This window comes from Marinobacter sp. MIT932201, assembly GCF_047123295.1.
Taxonomy (GTDB): Bacteria; Pseudomonadota; Gammaproteobacteria; order Pseudomonadales; family Oleiphilaceae; genus Marinobacter; species Marinobacter salsuginis.
In genome coordinates this window covers 773,725-790,954 of record NZ_CP138917.1, presented here as the reverse complement: position 1 = coordinate 790,954, position 17,230 = coordinate 773,725, and the positions used below count along the sequence as shown (strand labels likewise).

The window sequence follows — 17,230 nt, the reverse complement described above, 5'->3', positions numbered from 1 at the left end:
AACTAACGGTACTCTGCTCCTTTTCATCCGGAGAGGGCCAGATGCCAGCGATGAGGTTATCCATGCGTAAAATCAAAGAAGTCCTTCGCCTCAAGTGGGAGCGAGGGCTGAGTAACCGGCAGGTTGCCGCAGCCTGCGGCATCAGTCGCCCCACTGTGAGCGAGTATCTGCGGCGTGCTGCTGAGGCGGAGCTTGGCTGGCCGCTGCCAGAGGATCTGAGTGAAGCCCAGCTGGAGCAACGGCTGTTCCCGCCACCACCGGATCTGCCGGCACAGGCCCGAGGCATTCCGGATTGGAAGCGAATCCACGATGAACTCCGGGGCAAGAACGTCACCCTGTTCCTGCTCTGGCAGGAGTACCGGGAAGCCAATCCGGATGGCTACCAGTACAGCTGGTTCTGCGAGCACTACCGGGCCTGGCAGGGCAAGCTGGATCTGGTGATGCGTCAGGACCACCGAGCCGGTGAAAAGCTGTTCGTGGACTATGCTGGGCACACGGTGCCCGTCATTGATCGCACCACCGGTGAGATCCATGAGGCGCAAGTCTTTGTGGCGGTGATGGGTGCGTCCAATTACACCTACGCCGAGGCCACCTGGAGCCAGACCCTGCCGGACTGGATCGGCTCTCACATCCGAGCCTTCGAGTTCCTGGGCGGCGTGCCGGAACTGGTGGTTCCGGATAACCTCCGTTCCGGCGTCAGCAAGGCCCATCGCTACGAGCCGGATCTCAATCCGACCTATCAGGATATGGCTAGCCATTATGGCGTGGCCGTTGTCCCCACACGGGTTCGCAAGCCCCGTGACAAGGCCAAGGTGGAAGGTGGCGTATTGATCGTTGAGCGCTGGATCCTGGCGGCCCTGCGCCATCGTCAGCACTTCTCCCTGGGGCAGCTCAACGCCACCATCCGTGAGCTGTTGGAGAAGCTCAATAGCCGCCCCTTCCGCAAGTTGCCCGGGTGCCGGCTTGATCACTTCAAACAGCTGGACCAGCCGGTTCTACAACCGCTACCCGCCGAGCCGTATGTCTACGCCGAGTGGAAAAAAGCCCGGGTACACATCGACTACCACGTGGCCATCGATGGGCACTACTACTCGGTGCCCTACACCCTGATCAAGAAAGAGGTGGAGGTCCGGATCACCCACAACACCATCGAATGCTTCCACCGGGGCAACCGGATCGCCAGCCACCGGCGTTCGGATCAGAAGGGTCGGCATAGCACCATCGCCGCTCACATGCCGGAGTCCCATCGCCAAGCCGGCGAGTGGACCCCAGAGCGACTGACCGCCTGGGCAGCCAAGACTGGACCGGCAACTGAAAAGCTTATCCGTACCGCGCTGGGGGCAAGAAAGCATCCGCAACAGGCCTATCGGTCCTGTCTGGGCATTCTCCGGCTGGGCCAGAGCTACGGCGAGGCACGATTAGAACGTGCCTGCCAACGCGCCCTGATGCTGGGCAGTTGCCGATACAAGAGCATCGAATCCATCCTCAAGCACCGCCTGGATGAGCAGCCCCTGGAAGAGCAACAAGAACTGGCCTTACCCGACACACACGACAACATCCGTGGCCCCGCCTACTACCACTGAAGGAACCTGACATGCTGAAACATCCCACGCTGGATAAGCTCCACGCCCTCAAACTGACCGGCATGGCCGCCGCCCTGGCGGATCAATCGGCCACCCCCGACATTACCGACCTGAGCTTCGAGGAGCGCCTTGGCCTGCTGGTCGACCGGGAAATGACGGAACGGGACAACCGACGCATGAGCAGCCGCCTGCGCCGGGCCAAGCTGCGACACGCCGCCATCCTCGAAGACATTGATTACCGGAACTCACGGGGCCTGGATAAAGGGCTTGTCCAGAGTCTGGCCAGCTGCCAGTGGGTGAAGGAACACCTGAACGTGCTCATCACCGGCCCGACTGGCGTCGGGAAAACCTGGTTGGCCTGTGCTCTGGCACACAAGGCCTGCCGGGAGGGTTACACCGCCCAGTACGTCCGCCTGACCCGGCTGCTACGAGAGCTGACCATCGCCAAGGGCGATGGCCAATACTCAAAGCTCCTGACCAGCCTGGCCAAGGTCGACGTGCTGATCCTGGATGACTGGGGGCTGATGAAGCTGAGCGCGGAGAACCGGCGGGACTTGCTGGAGGTGCTGGAAGACCGACATGGCCGGCGCTCCACCATCGCCACTAGCCAATTACCCATCGAGGAATGGCACGGCATCATCGGTGACGCCACTCTGGCAGATGCCATCCTGGACCGGCTCGTACACAACGCCTACAAGATCAATCTGCGGGGCGAATCCATGCGAAAACAGCAGGCAAAGTTGACGGGCACTGAGACTTCGGAGTAAGAAGAGAAACCCCGCGTCGCTACGCTCCGATGGGTGGCAGCCTTGCTCCGGTCCGGGTGGCAGGCTTCACGTGGAATGGGTGGCAACCTTCAGCGGTTTACGCAGCTCCCACCGGGACTTCTGCTGATCGTATGGATATGCACCCTGTGCTGCGAGAGTATTTGCGTAGTTTATTTAACACCACCCAACGAGAACGTCGCTCGTATGTACTGAAACGGGTCGCGTTCTGGCATTGGCGTAGGGGAGAGTACCTCCATTCAATCAATGCAGCTCTGGAAGCCAGTGACCATCGATGGGCTCGCGTCGTAAGTGACAGCATTATCCTGGACGTGGCACTCAGACAGGGTGAAATCGAAGTACTTCGTACCTGGTTTGGAAAAGTACCGGCTCGTACGATAAAAAAAATCGCTGCCTTGAGCATAGGTTACGCGTGGATTTTGTATTTCAGCCAACAAGCTCGTCAAGCAGAGGAAATACTGGTTAGTTCGCTTCATCCGAGCTCCAGGGGGGTGGGCGATCTTGATGAGGAAGGATGGCGGGAATTGGTTAATGCGATAGGCAAAGCTACACAGGATAAATTACTGGAGAGTCAGGTTCTCTGTCAAAAATGGATAGACGCCTTTGGCGACCGTAACATGGTTGGCAAAGGCGCAGCACTTACTTGCCAGGCATTCATTGCCTCCAGTGGACGCCATTTTGAAGAGTTGGAGCGATTGTCCCATCGAGCGGCTGTGGCCATCCAGTCATCCAATCAACATTACGCTTTTATTTGGCTTAAAACTGCAGAAATTCAGGGTGAACTGTTCAAGGGGGACATCGCCCGAGCAAGGAGTGTGTTGCTTCAAGCGAATAAAACAGCAGAAAAGATTCAGGTGCCAAAAACTTTTTTAAATAAAATGTTTGGCACCCTTGAGTTACAAATCCTGCACGAACAGAACCATCACCTGGTTACCCAGGAATCTGCACAGGCTTCGTTCGATTTCGCTTTGAACTATGGCGTTACAGATATTCTGTGGGGGTGTACACAGGCCTACAGCCGTTTTCTGTACCACCAAGGGTTCCGAGATAGAGCCATGGCCTTGTTGGAACAATCCCGCTTAGCCTCCTGCGAGCGAGAGCTCTCTCGTCTAAATATCCTGACTAAAGTTCAGTTAGCTGAGTTTACTCTCCTGAACAACGAGGAATTGGGTCCACCTATACTCCCCGATGAATGTGAGCTGACGTTCCTGCCAAATCAAAACCAGGCCATTCAAGCACGTATGGCCCTGGTAACCTCAATGTATAGACTACGGCTTGGGAAACAGTTTGGTGTCGCCGAAAAATATGCCAAACAAGCACTACAAAGCGCCAGCGCAATTTCAGACGCTAGAACCAGGATCGCCGCCCACTATTGTCAGGCCCTGGCAGCGTTTGCCCTCGGTTCATCAAAATCGGCGAAGCGCATGATTCTTGATGCAAACCTACTTTCGGAACATTTGAACTGTCACTTCACACGGCTCTGGATCAAAGAAGCGCTACTTTCTCTTAGCCCCCTTGCTCAGGATCTTTTTAACGATCTGCCAGACGACTCTGAAGCTAAAGCTACGAAGGATCCCGATGTCAGAATAGAAGACTCCAGCGTGCCACCTGTGCCCGGCAATGCCCACTCAACCATCACGATAAAGCAGATTTCTCTGTTGAAATGCGTAAGCAACGGAATGACCAACAGAGAAATCGCTGAACGGCTTCTTGTGACGGAGGATACCGTCAAATGGCATATGAAGAAGATTTTCAGCGAACTTAAAGTAACCAACCGGGTTCAGGCAGTCACTGAAGCTCGACTGCGCGGACTTTTATAGTGCTACAAAAACAAAAGAGGAATCGAGCGAATATGCAAAAAATAGTTATCATTGGCGCTGGAATAGCCAGCCTGACCGCCGCAGAGGCTCTCCGCCAGAATGGATTCGACGGAACGATTACCATTTTGGGCGAGGAAAACACGCTGCCTTACCAGCGTCCCCCGTTGTCCAAAGCCTATTTGACCTCAGATGAGTTGCCCTCGCCAACTCCGATCCGTTCTCCTAATTTCTTTCGGGACAACAAAGTTGAATTTGAACAAGGCGGTAAAGTAATAGCGCTTGAACGATCGGCAAAGCAAGTAGTGATTCAAGGCGGCAGGAAAATTAAATACGACACGCTGATTTTGGCAACAGGAGCGAGGCCACGTCCTATTGATTTACCTGGTGAGAGCGCAAAAAATGTTTTCTATCTCAGGAATCTTGACCACTCCACCGCATTACGTAATGCCCTGTTAGCCCCGGAATGCGAGAAGGTGGCCATTCTCGGCGCGGGTGTTATCGGGCTTGAAGTCGCCTCCGCTGCCAATCTACAGGGAAAACAAGTCTCTGTGTTTGAGGCCAACAGCCGAGCGATGTGTCGAGTAGCGTCACCATTAACAAGTAATTTTGTCAGAAACCGCATGGCCTCCGCCGGCGTAATGTTCTACTTCAATGCTAGCGTCAACCAGATTCTCACTGAGGGAGACCGAGTTTCCGGTATCCGTTTGTCCGACGGCACTACCAAACCCGCAGACGTCGTTGTTATCGGTATAGGAGCCATCCCCAATGCCGAACTTGCGCAAGACGCAAACCTGGATTGCGACGGTGGTATTATAGTAGACAGCGGCATGCGTAGCTCCGACCCTGACATATTTGCGATCGGAGATTGCGCTAAAGCCGTCAACGTTTCCACCAATACACCCATCCGAATAGAAACTATTCACAATGCCATGCTTCAAGCACAAATTGCGGCGGCTCATATTTGTGGTAAACCGTCTCCGCCTGCCTCTCCTCCTCGTTTTTGGTCAGATCTCAACGGCATGAAAGTCCAGTGTATTGGAATCGCCACTGGATACGACCGAATTCAGCGGCGTCCCACAGAGAGTGACAATGCCTGTGAATTCTGGCTCTTTTCCGGAGACCGGATGATCGCAGCTGAAACGGTCAATCTTCCCACCCGGCAAGCCAAGCTATCTAAAGCTCTCTCCGGGTAAGTGTAAGCGAGATGGGATGCAGCTCATTCTCATCTCTGAGATTTCTATGTGTCGAGCCTCGTGACTGAGCATATCCAGCTGCAGGGGGATTCTGGCCCTCCCACAAGCTCTGCTGTAGAGCAGGAGATACAGAATCGCCCAGCCCAGCTGTGATGGCCACAGTGACCAGTCATTCACCCGGGGCTTACCTAACGACCAGGAAAGTGGAGCAATTGCCAAAGCGATTATTCAGATGGGACATAGCCTAGGACTCGATGTACTGGCCGAGGGAATTGAGACCAAAGAGCAAGAAAACCATCTCCGAATCCTTGGCTGTGATGCGGGACAAGGCTATCTATATGCTAAGCCGCTCTCAGTCAAAAGGTGCGAGGAGTACCTACAAGTTACTGACTGGGTTTAATTGGCCCGATGGTGGTCATCGAATCAATTTGGGATCACCGGACGCTTAGTGTGCGCCGGCGTTATCGCACCATCTGAACGTTCGCTTTGCGACCAAAGCGTAAACTGTCTCCCAAGCAAATCGCTTGGAAGCAAAAGATCAATCGACGAATCACCAATAAAACCGTAGTTCAGCGCAGAAGCATCAAATAATCAGTACAGGCACTACGAAGCCCGCCAAATTGCGTCTTCGTTTTATTTCCCCGGTGTTCTTGGCATTGTGGTCACCATTGCATTCCGGTAAGAGGAAACATTGCTTCATCCTCCTCGCTGCTACTCGTCCAGTGAAACTCTGCTTCTGGCATCTGAAGAATGCCGAGTACATATGGAAATGCAGGGTTATCAATACAGATTGCCGTTTCACTCATCGGCATGTCGTGGGGCTCATTTGGAAACCAAATCCTTGCGTGGGTAGTCCATTGACCAGACTGGCCGCATTCTTCACTCTTGGCCAACAAGGATTCAGGTGGTACAGCAATGGTTTGTTTACTGGCTGCAAAGTAGCATCTGCTCTTGAGAGCCCTGTCATTAGAACGAGCCCATAGCAAGTGACCATCCCGCACCGCGACAACAACCGTACGTCTTGGTGCTATTTCAATCCATTTTAAGGCTGCAGCCATTGACGATACCCCATAGCGGTCGCGACAGTGTCTGAGCACCTCTACATCCAATTCATTGCCAGGAGCAAGTTGCGCACGAAAATCGTCCAGAGGCATCAATAGGTAAGATGCAAAAATATCCGCCTCAGATTCCATTTGCCGGAATGGTGAATCCCAGTCGTAAAGGTCTCTTTCGGTGCACTCAAAGGTCTGCTGCAGATTCCTGTGTAAAACAAAATGGCCGAGTTCGTGCCCCAAGGTAAAACGTGATCTACCCTGAGAGCCTTGGTCAGGATTGTAGGCTATCATCCATTTGCTTCGATCTGGCTTGGCTTTCAGGCACCCCTCAAATCCATCCATAGGGATAGGCTTGATGTCAGTTATGTAAGACTCCGGCGATATCTGTTTTGAATAATCGCGCGCTACTTGTTCGACATCAACAGGAAATCGGTTAGGTCCGAAGGCGTGGTTTAGAAGTGTGGAGATGCGGTTAGCTTCTGCTTTGGGGGCAGCACTCATTAATCTTCATCCCAGGCATCTAGCATCCTCTGAAGCCTTTTTTTGTCATCAGAGGACAGGTTTTGGTACTTGCGGAAAAATGCTCGATCTTTAACCGACTCATCAGGAGATTCTTCTTCTGCATTCCAAAGATACTCAATCGTAACCTTCAATGCCTCAGCAATTCGATTGAGCTTTTCAACAGAGGGCTTCGGGTTATCCCTGTTCTCAAGTTCCCAGATGTAACTTTTGCTCGAATCAGTCTGCGTCGCGAGAGTTTCTAGGCTCATCTTAAGTTCATTTCGGCGAGCCCGGATTTTTTTGCCTAGTGGTGACGTCATTTAACACCTCTCAATTGTGGGGTGCAGGATTGTACCTCCCTACCGAACACTTTAGTACCTGTTGACAGTATAGCTCTGCTGTGTGAAGCTTCAATTATCGTTCGGTGTACCGAACACAAACGTTACTGAATATGGTGATTGTTATGACCGATAGCAAGAAACAGAATGGCAAGCCCTCTGAGAAGCCTTGGATCTTGGATGTTCAAGGAGAGCGCTTTGAATGGGACAAACCTGAAATTACTGTCCGGGAAGCATTGGAGCGCGCTGGATACGATCTGAATCAGAAATGGATCCTTACCGTAAAAGTTGCGGGTGAAAAGAAGAAGCCTGTTGAGCTGGAAAGCACGATCAACCTCTGTCATCCAGGCCTGGAGCGCCTTCGGGTGCTGAAGGGACAGGTCAACAACGGAGATTCTGGAGTCTTGAGGCGGGAGTTCGATTTATTGCCTAAAGACTACCCTTATCTTGATGGACTGGGAATAAAGTGGGAAACGGTGCAGGAGGATTCAGGGCGTTGGCTTCTGTTGCGCGGCTATCCGTTACCTAAAGGTTACAAGCTGGCTTTCTGCACAATCGCAATTGGCATTCCTCAGAATTATCCGGCGGCAAAGCTGGACATGTTCTACTGTTCGCCGTGGTTGGAGAGGAAAGACAATCAAGAAATCCCTCAAACCCAGTCCCGGCAAACTATTGAGGGCAACGCATACCAGCGCTGGTCTCGTCACCCGACGGCACCATGGAATGCCGACAGCGACTCGATTCGTACTCATATGGCGCTTGTTGATGAGTCAATCTGTCGGGAGGTCGAGCAATGAGTCAATCGAATTCAACGCTTGGGATGTCTGCCACCGACTACACGAAACTACAGAACCACCTATTTCCCGGCGATGGTCTGGAGGCCGCAGCTATACTTTTGTGTTCTAGGGTTATGGGAGCTCGTGTGCGCATTATGGTCAAAGAAGTGCACTGCGTACCACACAGTGAATGTGAGCGGTTGCAGAACTGGGTTACGTGGCCGGGACAACATATCGAGGATTGCTTAGAAAAAGCTGAAAAGGATGACCTTTCCTTGATCCTAGTGCATTCCCACCCTCAAGGAGGAAGCGAGTTTTCTCAAACCGATAATGACTCGGATTTGGAGTTGCTGGACTCCCTCTTTTTGGCAAGACCTTCTGGCAGGTCCGGGGAAATGCTGCATGGATCTGCCATCATGTTGCCTAATGGCTGGATCCGTGCGCGAGTCTATAACCTTAAACAGAAGTCGAGCGACTTATCCTTGGTAACTGTAATCGGGGATGATATCTCACTTTACTGGGCCAACAATCCGCGAAACTCAGTTCCGATGGCATTTTCTGCTGGCATGCGCAGCGAGCTTGAGCGGCTTCATGTTGGAGTCGTGGGCGTATCGGGCACGGGCAGCATTGTTGCCGAACAGCTACTCAGGCTGGGATTGGATGAAATGACCGTGGTCGACCATGACACCCTTGAGCCGAAAAACCTAAATCGAATACTCAACTCTACCTTACATGATGCAGAATCTGCGCTACCTAAGGTTGAGTTATTTCAACGAGCAGCCTCAGCAATATCTCCAAAAACCGTTGTCAATGCCGTCTGCCATGAGGTCGGTTCCCGTGAGGCTATTGAGGCACTATCAAAAGTTGACGTTCTCTTTTGCTGCGTTGATTCAGTTATAGGTCGAGATATATGTCAACGCCTTGCATCGTCATTGCTTCTGCCACTTTTCGATGTCGGAGTAGTCATCCCGGTGCGACAGAATCGCCAAGGCGAGAATGTTATTCAGGATATCCAGGGGCGTATAGATTATCTGCAACCCGGCGGATCAACTCTACTTACTCGAGGCGTATATTCAGCAGAAGATATTGCTGCCGAGGAGTTGCGGCTCACCGACCCCAAGAGATTCAGCAGGCAAGTCCAAGAAGGTTATATGCCAGGCAGCACCGAGGAGGCGCCCTCGGTAATTAGTGTCAACATGCGCGCTGCAAGTATGGTTGTTCAGGAGTTTATTGCGCGAACATTTCGGTACCGACTGGACGGTAACCGTCCTTATGCACGAACCATGTTTGCTCTAGCGATCGAGGAAACAGAATATTTTGGTGAGGATGAATTTCAGCCAGTTCGCTGTGAACGATATGCAGCGGGGCTATCCTCGCCGTTATTAGGACTGCCAATGCTCGGAGACATTAAATGCGCTGCCTAGAACGTTTTTTTGTGGCCCTAAGGCAACGCTTTTTGGATTTTTTCCCAATCAAAATGGTGGTAATCAACGATGATCTGTTCCCCAACAAGATACCGAAGAGGCGTCTAATTCTGCTTGAAGATGATGGTCCTTATGCAGTTGCCATGCTGTGTCCTTGCGGGTGTGGTGATTCAATCGAATTGATGGTCATGAAAGGTGTAGCGCCTCGCTGGACCATCCACGCTGACGCCAAGAATCGACCTACCCTGCACCCATCGATATGGCGCCAATCCGGTTGCGGTTCCCATTTTTGGCTTAAATCTGGGCGGGTCGTTTGGTGTAGGCCGGAAAGCCAAGTGAACAGATTTTGAGTGACCTCCAAATGCGGTCATTGGGGCAACTGGGTTTAAAATCGCCGTCCTGCACCCAGTTTTTTTGATTCATCTTCAGCCAGTTGAATTCTTGCAACGATCGCATTTGGAGGTCACTCAAAATCTGTTCGCAGAGGGGGCTTGAAGCGCGGAGGATCTTCTACAACCAATTCCGACCCCACTCTCCGTAGAAGCGGCCCACGCCCTATAACTGCCTTACTACTAGGAAACATGCAGTTTCCCGACGAAAACAGAAAAACTGGAGCCAGATTTTTCATCTTCGGCTGAACGTAGCACGGAGGGCAATTCAATTCCCCCTGATGATGAGAAATCTCCTAAATATAGATAGGATGAACGTATCAACGATAACGATGGTTCGAGGTCGTCACGCCCAGCCGTTGAACCATCTCCTGCGCGGACTCCTTTAATGACGCGGAAGCTTTTATTTGGCTGCATCCCCGACGAGCTTTTTTCAAACCCAGAAGCTTTCATCTCAGCAGTGCGCTCCGGCGCACCCGGACAATGGTTAGCTTCTATGATCCAGTCGACTGGTCTACAAGAAGGTATAGGCAATGCGCTTGCAATGAATCCAGATCAATTAGTTTTGGCTTGCCAATCGGACGCATTAAGCCGAAGAACAACGGAGAGTATGCTCGACGTAGCTAGAGTACTAAAAGCGGGAGAAGCCACTTGGGGTTCGCAAGAGAAGTCTATCGAGTGGTTAGTCAGCTCAGTCCCAGCGCTGGCAGACAACAGCCCGCTTAACTTGATGGATACTTTTGAGGGTCGACGATGGGTTATGCAAACTCTACGTAAGATTGAATACGGAGATTTCAGCTAATCCTTCCTTTACGTTTACGGCAACCTCAGCGGAACAACGTTTGAGTATTAAATTAAATTGTCGCAGAAGCGGTCTAACTGACCAATTTTGGTTGCTGGGAAAGGTTCATAACAGGCTTTATTGAGCTTGAGGTGGTCCGAGTTTACCGCGGTAAACTCGGACCTTGACTTCGGGATCCTGTGAAAACTCCTGTTTGGTTTGCATCAACAACTATGACCCATAATGACGCCTTAAATGTCGAGGCTGGCACCCCGCTTTCGCAGCCATTCCTTTCGCTCGCGCCAGTCCGATAGGACCTTGTCCACCTCATTCCAGAAGGCATCAGTGTGGTTGCGATAGTGGAAGTGACAAAGCTCATGAACAACAAAGTAATCAATGATCTTCGGCGGTGCCATCATGCACTTCCAGTGGAAATTCAAGGAGCCGCTGCGCCCGCAGCTGGCCCAACGGTAGCCCATGTCCTTAACCCGGATTGAGCTGATTTCAACACCCACTTTCGGGGCGAAATAAGCTACCCGGTCGGCAAACCGTTGTTGTCCCTTGTCGGCATAGAACTGTTCAAAAGCGGTTCGTGCCGCTTGTGTGCCACCTTGCTCAATCAAGTCACGATTGAGGCAGAAACGTCCATCTTTCAGCTTCAGAGATTCGTCCTGACTAGACACCAGACTCAGCCGATACGCACCACCCAGGTAGAGAAAGGTTTCGCCATTGACCCACTCTCGCGCCACCGCCGTGGCGTTCAAATCCTTCCACTCGGCCAAATTTCGGTAGATCCAAAGGCGTTTACTTTCTACCAGCGAGTCCACTTGTTCCGGTGTGTAGCCCACTGGCGGGCGTACGACTATTTGCCCATTACGCTCAATAACGATATCCGTCGTTTTACGCTGGCTTCCTGGCAATAATTGATACTCAATGTCTCGGACGCGTCTTGGTGTCATCGGTTTCCTTATTGATTCTCTGAGGTTTTCAGCAGGGCATCGTGACGGTTCTTAGCCAGCTTCATGATCTCGACAGCGATGCGTTCCCGGCGGGATTTTAGCTCGGAGATTCCGGTGAGGGTAAGCGCGGTCTTGATCTCGCTACGTGTCCTCTTCTGCTTATCGGCATTGTTCCAAAAGTCGATGCTGCCGATGCTGTGCTGAAGCGTATCGACAATTGCTTCCATCAGGGCTTTCATCTTAGCGTTCGCTTCCTGAGGAACAACACCATCCTCGAAGGCTTCATTGGCGATATGCTCATAGAAGGTCGTCGCTTCTTTACTCATGCCAGCTTCGCCCTGTTGACGGCCTTCTACGGCTATTTTACGAAGGTTCTGCAGCTCTTCAGCCAGCTTTTCCCATTCCCCTTGATAGCGATCGATCAGCTGCTCGACCTTTTCAGAAAGGCTTTTATAGAAGGCTGGGTCTTCGTCATGGTGCACGGTGCAGTGCTTGCGGATTGCGTGCTCCATCTCGCTGGCCTTGGCTTCGGCATTTCCCCCGGCGTGCGCATTGAGCTGATCGAGAAAATCCTCTGACAACAACTCCACCGGCGGCACTTTAGGGTTGATCCCAAGGCTGATCAGGTGTTCGTTGATCAGATCCCGCACCTTCTGTCCGGCATCGCCTAAGCTCAACGTATCGTCTTTGTAGCGTTCCTTTGCCACCCGCTGGATGTAACCCATTCGCTTTGCGGGAACCCGATATGGCTGGCCCGCGGTATGGGGCAGAATGATATCCAGGCTGCTCAGGAACTTTTTGAGGTAAACGTCAAAGTCCGCCCGAAGCTTTTCGTCCTTTAGCAGCTTCACTGCCCCATGGACCACAGCCGCATCATCTTCAACTGAAGGTAGCTCCCCCTCAACGAACGCCTGAATCTGCCGGACCTTGTTATCGGTGAACAGGTTTAGAAGCCGCTGGTACCGCTCCTGCAGCACCGGAACCTCAGAGGTAATGTTCTTCAGCCCACTGGCCAGTTCCTGCTGTTCATCCGTAGCAGCGTACAGCGTCAAAGCCTCAGTGAGCTTATGCGTCAGGCCAACGTAATCAACTACATAGCCTCGTTGCTTGCCCTTTTTCACCCGATTGGTGCGCGCAATGGCTTGCAGTAGGGTGTGCTCACGGATCTTTTTGTCCAGATACATTACCTGCTCAACGGGCGCATCAAAGCCAGTAAGCAGCATGTCACAGACCACCAAAAATGCGATGCCAGTGTAGGGTTTGTCGGGGTCATCAAAGGCAAAGGGTTTGCAGAAATTATCGACCGCATTCCAAGCACGAGCTTGTCTACGGGCCTCAGTGATATAGGCTGCCTCGTTCGTGCCATCCCCGGAAATCACCACTGCTGCCTTCAGAACCTCGATACGGCGAATTCGCTCTTCATCCGGTGCCGACTCTGCTCTCATCACCTCAAGCGTATCGGCCAAGGCCTGATGAATAGCTTTCTGGTAGCGCACCGCTGCCAGTTTGGAGTGGCAAACTACCTGCGCCTTAAAACCATTAGGAAAGATATGAGCCAGGTAGTGAGCCACCAAGTCCCGGGCAACAGCCTCGATACGCTGTTCGGCCTCCAAAATGTCGCCGGTGGCACCGTATTTTTTCTTGATAGCCAACAGTTCCTCTTCAGAGCGATCTCTGAAGAGGTTTTCAAACTTTGTATCGAAGGCATGTTTCTCGTTCAACGCGGCATCTGACGTTCGACCCTCATAGAGAATCTGCAACGTGGTGCCATCTTCAACAGCGTCCATCAGTTTGTACTTATCGATGTACTCACCGAAGCGCTTCACCGTGCGCTTTTCACCGTGGCGTTCAGTGATCAGCGGCGTGCCGGTGAACGCAATGCGAGCGGCATTGGGGAAGGCCTCGAAGATATTCTCCCCCAACTCAGAGCTCTGGGTACGATGGGCTTCATCGATCATCAGAACGATGCGGGAGGTGCGATTGACCACACCAAAGGTCTCCTTACCCGGAATCGCCTGATAGGTACCCAAGGCCTCAGCTACGGAAATCGGCAGGCTCTGGTCGGCAATCTGGAACTTGTGTGCCATCACCATGTTGATGTCGGACTGGTCCGACGCCAGGTCCCAGCGGAGCGCCTGCCGACTTTCAATCACGTTGACGCGCCCGCCGATAAGCGTCGCCGTTTTGGCCAGCTGTTCTTCGAGGTCGGTACGATCATTGATCAGCACCAATTTGTAGTCATTCAGGTCTTTCGACGCCCGCAGCATGCGCGCTACAAACACCATGGTCAGACTCTTACCCGAACCCTGCGTGTGCCAGACCACCCCGCTCCTGTCTTCTGCTGTCTCGCCGTGGCGCAGGCGCTCAATAATTCTATTGGCGGCGCGGAATTGCTGATAGCGGCATACCACCTTGATTCGCGGCCCTCCGTCAGTATCCATATACACCGACGATGTACGCAGAATGCGCAGCAGGTTCGTTTTATTGAGCATCCCCTCGATCAGCCGATGCTGGGCATTCATCCCCTCAGCGTCGGAGTCATCGCGGGGCCATAGAGTTTTCCACGGGTAGAAGTGCTCTTCGCCAGAGGTGATGGTGCCATAGTCGGCCTCCACACCACTGGATCGAATCAACAGGAGATTACTGTGAAACAGGCGTGGCTCGCCTTCCTTCAGGCCCTGGCGTGCGGTTTCTTCGCGCCGATTCATATAGCGCTGCAACTGAGCAAAGGCTTCGGCCATAGGATTGGCGCAGGTGGGCCCACCCTTCTTGCACTCTACAACGGCCAGCGGAATCCCGTTCACGAACAATACGATGTCAGGGATGATGAACTGCTTAACGCAACCAGGAGTGTCTGTACGAAATTGATTGATAGCCAGAAAGTGATTGTTCGCCGGTGTATCGAAATCAATCAATCTGACGACTGGATCCTGCTCACCGGTTTCTTCGTTGGTATCCACCTGGGCCTTGAATAGCAGCTTCTGTACCGCTTCGTTGGCTTCAAGCAAGGTGCGGCTCGGCTGTCGCAGGATCTGCTCCTGCAAGTCCACAAGCTGTTTGTCGGTCAGCCAGGTATGGCCGCTGGCCCCGGGATTCAGCGATGCCACAGCCTTGGTGAATACATCGGGTAGCAACCACTGGCGAAAGCTTGCTCGGTGACTACGGGTCGGTTCGGACGGAATCTCCTGGCCCTGGTCGATGATCTCCCAACCAAGTGCTTTTAATTGCTGCAGAAACGGCTGCTCAACCTCCGTGTACTCACTCATTATTGTTCTTCCGATACATTCTTCACACGGCTTGCTGCAACGGAACCTGTTGCAGACGGTTCAGGGCTAGTTCAAGTTTCGGAAGGTCAAACAATTTAAGCTTGCGCTGGGCAGCAAATTCTCCCTCTGACCAGTGGCTTACACCCTTAAGTAGCGCCTTCGGCTCCGGCTCGACATGCTCTTGCGCTAACAGCCAGTCCACCGTGGATAAGAGCTCCAACCCGAATGGCGACTCAAAGCCATCAATCAAACGTGTGGTCTTTTCCAGCGCTGGTAAGTAGGCGCTGGCTTCCGTTTTCAGATACAGCGCCACCTTGTCACGCTTGATATCGTTGAACCAGATCGTATCCAAAGGGTCACTGTCGCTGATGCGCTTTTCGCTTTTGAGATAGCTGCCGTCCAGTGCGTCCAGAAGATGGCGCAACCGGTCGGCGTAAGGGCCGTAATGTTTGGCCTCAAAACGTAAATCCAGGGGGTTATCTAGGCCTTCGGCCTCAATGGCCCGTTCCAAGAACCAGGCCAGTTTTTGAATTTCCAGAAAGCTGCACTCCATCCCCAGCACCCAGTAACGGCGTACCAACTCAGCAATCAGGGCGCGGGCCGGCGTCAGTTTTTCCACACCTCTTTTTTTGGCGACATTCTGATATCGGCTGGTCGGCTCATAAACGACAATCTCCACATCTTCGAGATCACCGAGTGCCTGATCGATATGAGGTTTCACATCTGCCCATTTCAGGCCGCCGTTACCGGCGCCCAGGGGAGGAATGGCGATGGAGCGTACTTGATTGTCTTCGATGAAACGACGCAGGTCAGCAAGACCGTCGATGATCCATTCCATCCGGGACTTGGCGCGCCAATGCTGCTTGGTCGGGAAGTTAACAATCCAGCGTGGACCCATCAGTTCGCCGGTTTCAGTGACAAACATCCGTCCAGTCTGAACTTCTCCGTCTTTACACGCTTTAGCGTAGGCAGCCATGTTGGCTGGAAAACGCTCCTTGAACATCAGTGCGATGCCCTTACCCATCACACCAACCGTATTGACGGTGTTCACCAGCGCCTCTACGTCGGCGTCGAGCAGGTTGCCGGTGGTGTAACTAATCATTGCACTCTCCCAAGAATGACCGTTCGACTCAAAAGTACCACTGAGGCATACAGTGGATATCCAATTGGACACCTAATCTGGCCGCCTGTTCTTGCAATTCCTTCTGTACCTGCGGGGTATAGCACACTGCGCCCAATAGCGCCTCAATCGGCATCTGCCCATGAACCAGAGCCTCGGACTGATAGCGTTCGACCTTCTCTGGGTCGTTCGGGTCGCGCTGGAAGTTGCGCTGCTGCAACAACGGCCAGTCGATGGCATTCAGGTTTATACGGTCATTGTAGTAATTTGCCGTCACGGTGTATGCATGGCGGTCGGTAAACACATAAGGCAGCCCCAACTCCGCAACGCGGTGCAAGCTGGAAACCAGAATCACGATATCCGCATTCACTACGCGGGCGACTCCGCCCCGACCGGTATAGATGTTGTACAACATTGGCGAAAACGGCGTGAAGTAAAAGGGCACGTAGTCGTTCAGCATGCCTCCCGGTGGCAGCGGCACCACACGATGTGCTCGACGGTCGATCAGTTCCTGGTTACCGATGGTCACCCAGTCTGATGAACGTGCAGTGCTGTTGCCCGCATGCAGACCATTAACCAGAATCCACGGCAGGTTCCGGCGGTGGGTTATCCGCCAGATCAGAGCCTTATTGGGGTTCAGATTCGTATAGACCATTAGCAAAACATGTACTGGTTCACGGTCACTTCAAGAGGTAGTCCGCGTGCTGTAACTTCACCAAGCACGATATCTCTCACTTGCTCTGTTGGAACAAAGATCTTGAAAAAATCAGAAGCGCTGACCGGTCCAGGTGACAAACACTCAGCCATACAGACACTCTTACATTCATTGTCTTTGTAGTCCCGCGACTCCATCAGTTTCCAGTCAATCAGATCGAAGCCCTCTTGATAGTCGTAAAGTCTGAACTCCTGCTTGGACAAAGGGTGCCTTGGCAGTATTTTCCAGTTGTTCCCAACGGCGAGGGCCCGCCGAACGGTTATCAAGGCAAAATCTTCGTTTGACCGGTCTTTTTGAACCCTCCCATCAAAGGGGTTTCGCGAAAACCAGTGAAAAGGGACATAGTTCTCCAGTCCATGCTCGCCTCGCCCGACTAAAATTTCCGCATCAGCCACATCATGGAACTCTTCCAAGCCAGCTCGTGGCTGTAGGCCATTGTCCAAGATCGACCCAATATTATTCAGGCTTGTCAGGTGATAAAGCAGCTTTTGTTCTTTAATTGCTGTCACGGATTATCGCTCCTCG

At 52.6% G+C, this 17,230-nt stretch carries 16 protein-coding genes; 9 read left to right on the top strand and 7 right to left on the bottom strand.

The genetic code is table 11. The features are described from left to right. Nucleotides 1-41: 41 nt before the first annotated feature. The 5 genes from istA to SIC15_RS03625 all read left to right on the top strand — a co-directional run bounded on the left by istA (nucleotide 42) and on the right by SIC15_RS03625 (nucleotide 5,781). Nucleotides 42-1,583, top strand: a complete 1,542-nt coding sequence (gene istA / locus SIC15_RS03645; protein WP_053114397.1) for an IS21-like element ISSpu5 family transposase — start codon at nucleotides 42-44, stop codon at nucleotides 1,581-1,583. A gap of 11 nt (nucleotides 1,584-1,594) precedes the next feature. After that, nucleotides 1,595-2,350, top strand: coding sequence for an IS21-like element ISSpu5 family helper ATPase IstB (gene istB / locus SIC15_RS03640; RefSeq protein ID WP_008170042.1), 756 nt, complete (start codon nucleotides 1,595-1,597; stop codon nucleotides 2,348-2,350). Between the two features lie 329 nt (nucleotides 2,351-2,679). Further along, nucleotides 2,680-4,188: a helix-turn-helix transcriptional regulator gene (locus tag SIC15_RS03635; RefSeq protein WP_412537083.1), complete on the top strand. Its 1,509-nt coding sequence runs from the start codon at nucleotides 2,680-2,682 to the stop codon at nucleotides 4,186-4,188. Nucleotides 4,189-4,220: 32 nt separating this feature from the next. Next, entirely contained in the window at nucleotides 4,221-5,381 is a 1,161-nt protein-coding gene (locus tag SIC15_RS03630) for an NAD(P)/FAD-dependent oxidoreductase (protein WP_053115264.1), read from the top strand. 133 nt (nucleotides 5,382-5,514) lie between these two features. After that, nucleotides 5,515-5,781: an EAL domain-containing protein gene (locus tag SIC15_RS03625; RefSeq protein WP_081496573.1), complete on the top strand. Its 267-nt coding sequence runs from the start codon at nucleotides 5,515-5,517 to the stop codon at nucleotides 5,779-5,781. A 262-nt stretch (nucleotides 5,782-6,043) separates the two neighbouring features. On the opposite strand, the gene SIC15_RS03620 is transcribed toward SIC15_RS03625, so the two are convergent. After that, on the bottom strand, nucleotides 6,044-6,937 hold the full coding sequence (locus SIC15_RS03620) for an ImmA/IrrE family metallo-endopeptidase (RefSeq protein ID WP_412537082.1): 894 nt from the start codon (nucleotides 6,935-6,937) through the stop codon (nucleotides 6,044-6,046). Beyond that, nucleotides 6,937-7,257, bottom strand: coding sequence for a helix-turn-helix domain-containing protein (locus tag SIC15_RS03615; protein WP_136630350.1), 321 nt, complete (start codon nucleotides 7,255-7,257; stop codon nucleotides 6,937-6,939). The genes SIC15_RS03620 and SIC15_RS03615 overlap by 1 nt, the downstream gene beginning before the upstream one ends. A 143-nt stretch (nucleotides 7,258-7,400) precedes the next feature. Here SIC15_RS03615 and SIC15_RS03610 point away from each other — a divergent pair, with 143 nt between their 5' ends. The 4 genes from SIC15_RS03610 (at nucleotide 7,401) to SIC15_RS03595 (ending at nucleotide 10,666) form a co-directional block, all read left to right on the top strand. Then, complete coding sequence (locus tag SIC15_RS03610; RefSeq protein WP_412537081.1) at nucleotides 7,401-8,072, top strand: E2/UBC family protein; 672 nt, start codon at nucleotides 7,401-7,403, stop codon at nucleotides 8,070-8,072. Next, on the top strand, nucleotides 8,069-9,475 hold the full coding sequence (locus SIC15_RS03605; RefSeq protein ID WP_227549580.1) for a ThiF family adenylyltransferase: 1,407 nt from the start codon (nucleotides 8,069-8,071) through the stop codon (nucleotides 9,473-9,475). Before SIC15_RS03610 ends, SIC15_RS03605 begins: the two co-directional genes overlap by 4 nt. Beyond that, a complete protein-coding gene (locus SIC15_RS03600; protein WP_412537080.1) occupies nucleotides 9,463-9,825 on the top strand; it encodes a DUF6527 family protein in 363 nt (120 codons plus the stop codon). Before SIC15_RS03605 ends, SIC15_RS03600 begins: the two co-directional genes overlap by 13 nt. Before the next feature lie 427 nt (nucleotides 9,826-10,252). Further along, entirely contained in the window at nucleotides 10,253-10,666 is a 414-nt protein-coding gene (locus SIC15_RS03595) for an antitoxin Xre/MbcA/ParS toxin-binding domain-containing protein (RefSeq protein ID WP_412537079.1), read from the top strand. A gap of 230 nt (nucleotides 10,667-10,896) precedes the next feature. Here the strand turns inward: SIC15_RS03595 and SIC15_RS03590 are convergent, their stop codons facing one another. Genes SIC15_RS03590 through SIC15_RS03570 form a run of 5 tightly spaced genes read right to left on the bottom strand, consistent with a single transcriptional unit; the run spans nucleotide 10,897 to nucleotide 17,214 of the window. Further along, the gene (locus SIC15_RS03590) at nucleotides 10,897-11,604 is read right to left on the bottom strand and encodes a M48 family metallopeptidase (protein WP_136632024.1); all 708 of its coding nucleotides are present in this window, start codon (nucleotides 11,602-11,604) and stop codon (nucleotides 10,897-10,899) included. Nucleotides 11,605-11,612: 8 nt separating this feature from the next. Then, the gene (locus SIC15_RS03585) at nucleotides 11,613-14,870 is read right to left on the bottom strand and encodes a type I restriction endonuclease subunit R (protein ID WP_136632025.1); all 3,258 of its coding nucleotides are present in this window, start codon (nucleotides 14,868-14,870) and stop codon (nucleotides 11,613-11,615) included. Between the two features lie 22 nt (nucleotides 14,871-14,892). Next, on the bottom strand, nucleotides 14,893-15,972 hold the full coding sequence (locus tag SIC15_RS03580; RefSeq protein WP_136632026.1) for a macro domain-containing protein: 1,080 nt from the start codon (nucleotides 15,970-15,972) through the stop codon (nucleotides 14,893-14,895). A gap of 28 nt (nucleotides 15,973-16,000) precedes the next feature. Then, on the bottom strand, nucleotides 16,001-16,645 hold the full coding sequence (locus tag SIC15_RS03575) for a DUF4433 domain-containing protein (protein ID WP_136632027.1): 645 nt from the start codon (nucleotides 16,643-16,645) through the stop codon (nucleotides 16,001-16,003). Beyond that, a complete protein-coding gene (locus tag SIC15_RS03570; RefSeq protein ID WP_136632028.1) occupies nucleotides 16,645-17,214 on the bottom strand; it encodes a DarT ssDNA thymidine ADP-ribosyltransferase family protein in 570 nt (189 codons plus the stop codon). The genes SIC15_RS03575 and SIC15_RS03570 overlap by 1 nt, the downstream gene beginning before the upstream one ends. Nucleotides 17,215-17,230 lie beyond the last annotated feature (16 nt).

Excerpts from the sequence above, each read along its gene's own strand:
- istA (WP_053114397.1), top strand. The coding sequence starts at position 42 with ATGCCAGCGATGAGGTTATCCATGCGTAAAATCAAAGAAGTCCTTCGC.
- istB (WP_008170042.1), top strand. The coding sequence starts at position 1,595 with ATGCTGAAACATCCCACGCTGGATAAGCTCCACGCCCTCAAACTGACC.
- SIC15_RS03630 (WP_053115264.1), top strand. The coding sequence starts at position 4,221 with ATGCAAAAAATAGTTATCATTGGCGCTGGAATAGCCAGCCTGACCGCC.
- SIC15_RS03620 (WP_412537082.1), bottom strand. The coding sequence starts at position 6,937 with ATGAGTGCTGCCCCCAAAGCAGAAGCTAACCGCATCTCCACACTTCTA.
- SIC15_RS03615 (WP_136630350.1), bottom strand. The coding sequence starts at position 7,257 with ATGACGTCACCACTAGGCAAAAAAATCCGGGCTCGCCGAAATGAACTT.
- SIC15_RS03610 (WP_412537081.1), top strand. The coding sequence starts at position 7,401 with ATGACCGATAGCAAGAAACAGAATGGCAAGCCCTCTGAGAAGCCTTGG.
- SIC15_RS03605 (WP_227549580.1), top strand. The coding sequence starts at position 8,069 with ATGAGTCAATCGAATTCAACGCTTGGGATGTCTGCCACCGACTACACG.
- SIC15_RS03600 (WP_412537080.1), top strand. The coding sequence starts at position 9,463 with ATGCGCTGCCTAGAACGTTTTTTTGTGGCCCTAAGGCAACGCTTTTTG.
- SIC15_RS03595 (WP_412537079.1), top strand. The coding sequence starts at position 10,253 with ATGACGCGGAAGCTTTTATTTGGCTGCATCCCCGACGAGCTTTTTTCA.
- SIC15_RS03590 (WP_136632024.1), bottom strand. The coding sequence starts at position 11,604 with ATGACACCAAGACGCGTCCGAGACATTGAGTATCAATTATTGCCAGGA.
- SIC15_RS03585 (WP_136632025.1), bottom strand. The coding sequence starts at position 14,870 with ATGAGTGAGTACACGGAGGTTGAGCAGCCGTTTCTGCAGCAATTAAAA.
- SIC15_RS03580 (WP_136632026.1), bottom strand. The coding sequence starts at position 15,972 with ATGATTAGTTACACCACCGGCAACCTGCTCGACGCCGACGTAGAGGCG.
- SIC15_RS03575 (WP_136632027.1), bottom strand. The coding sequence starts at position 16,645 with ATGGTCTATACGAATCTGAACCCCAATAAGGCTCTGATCTGGCGGATA.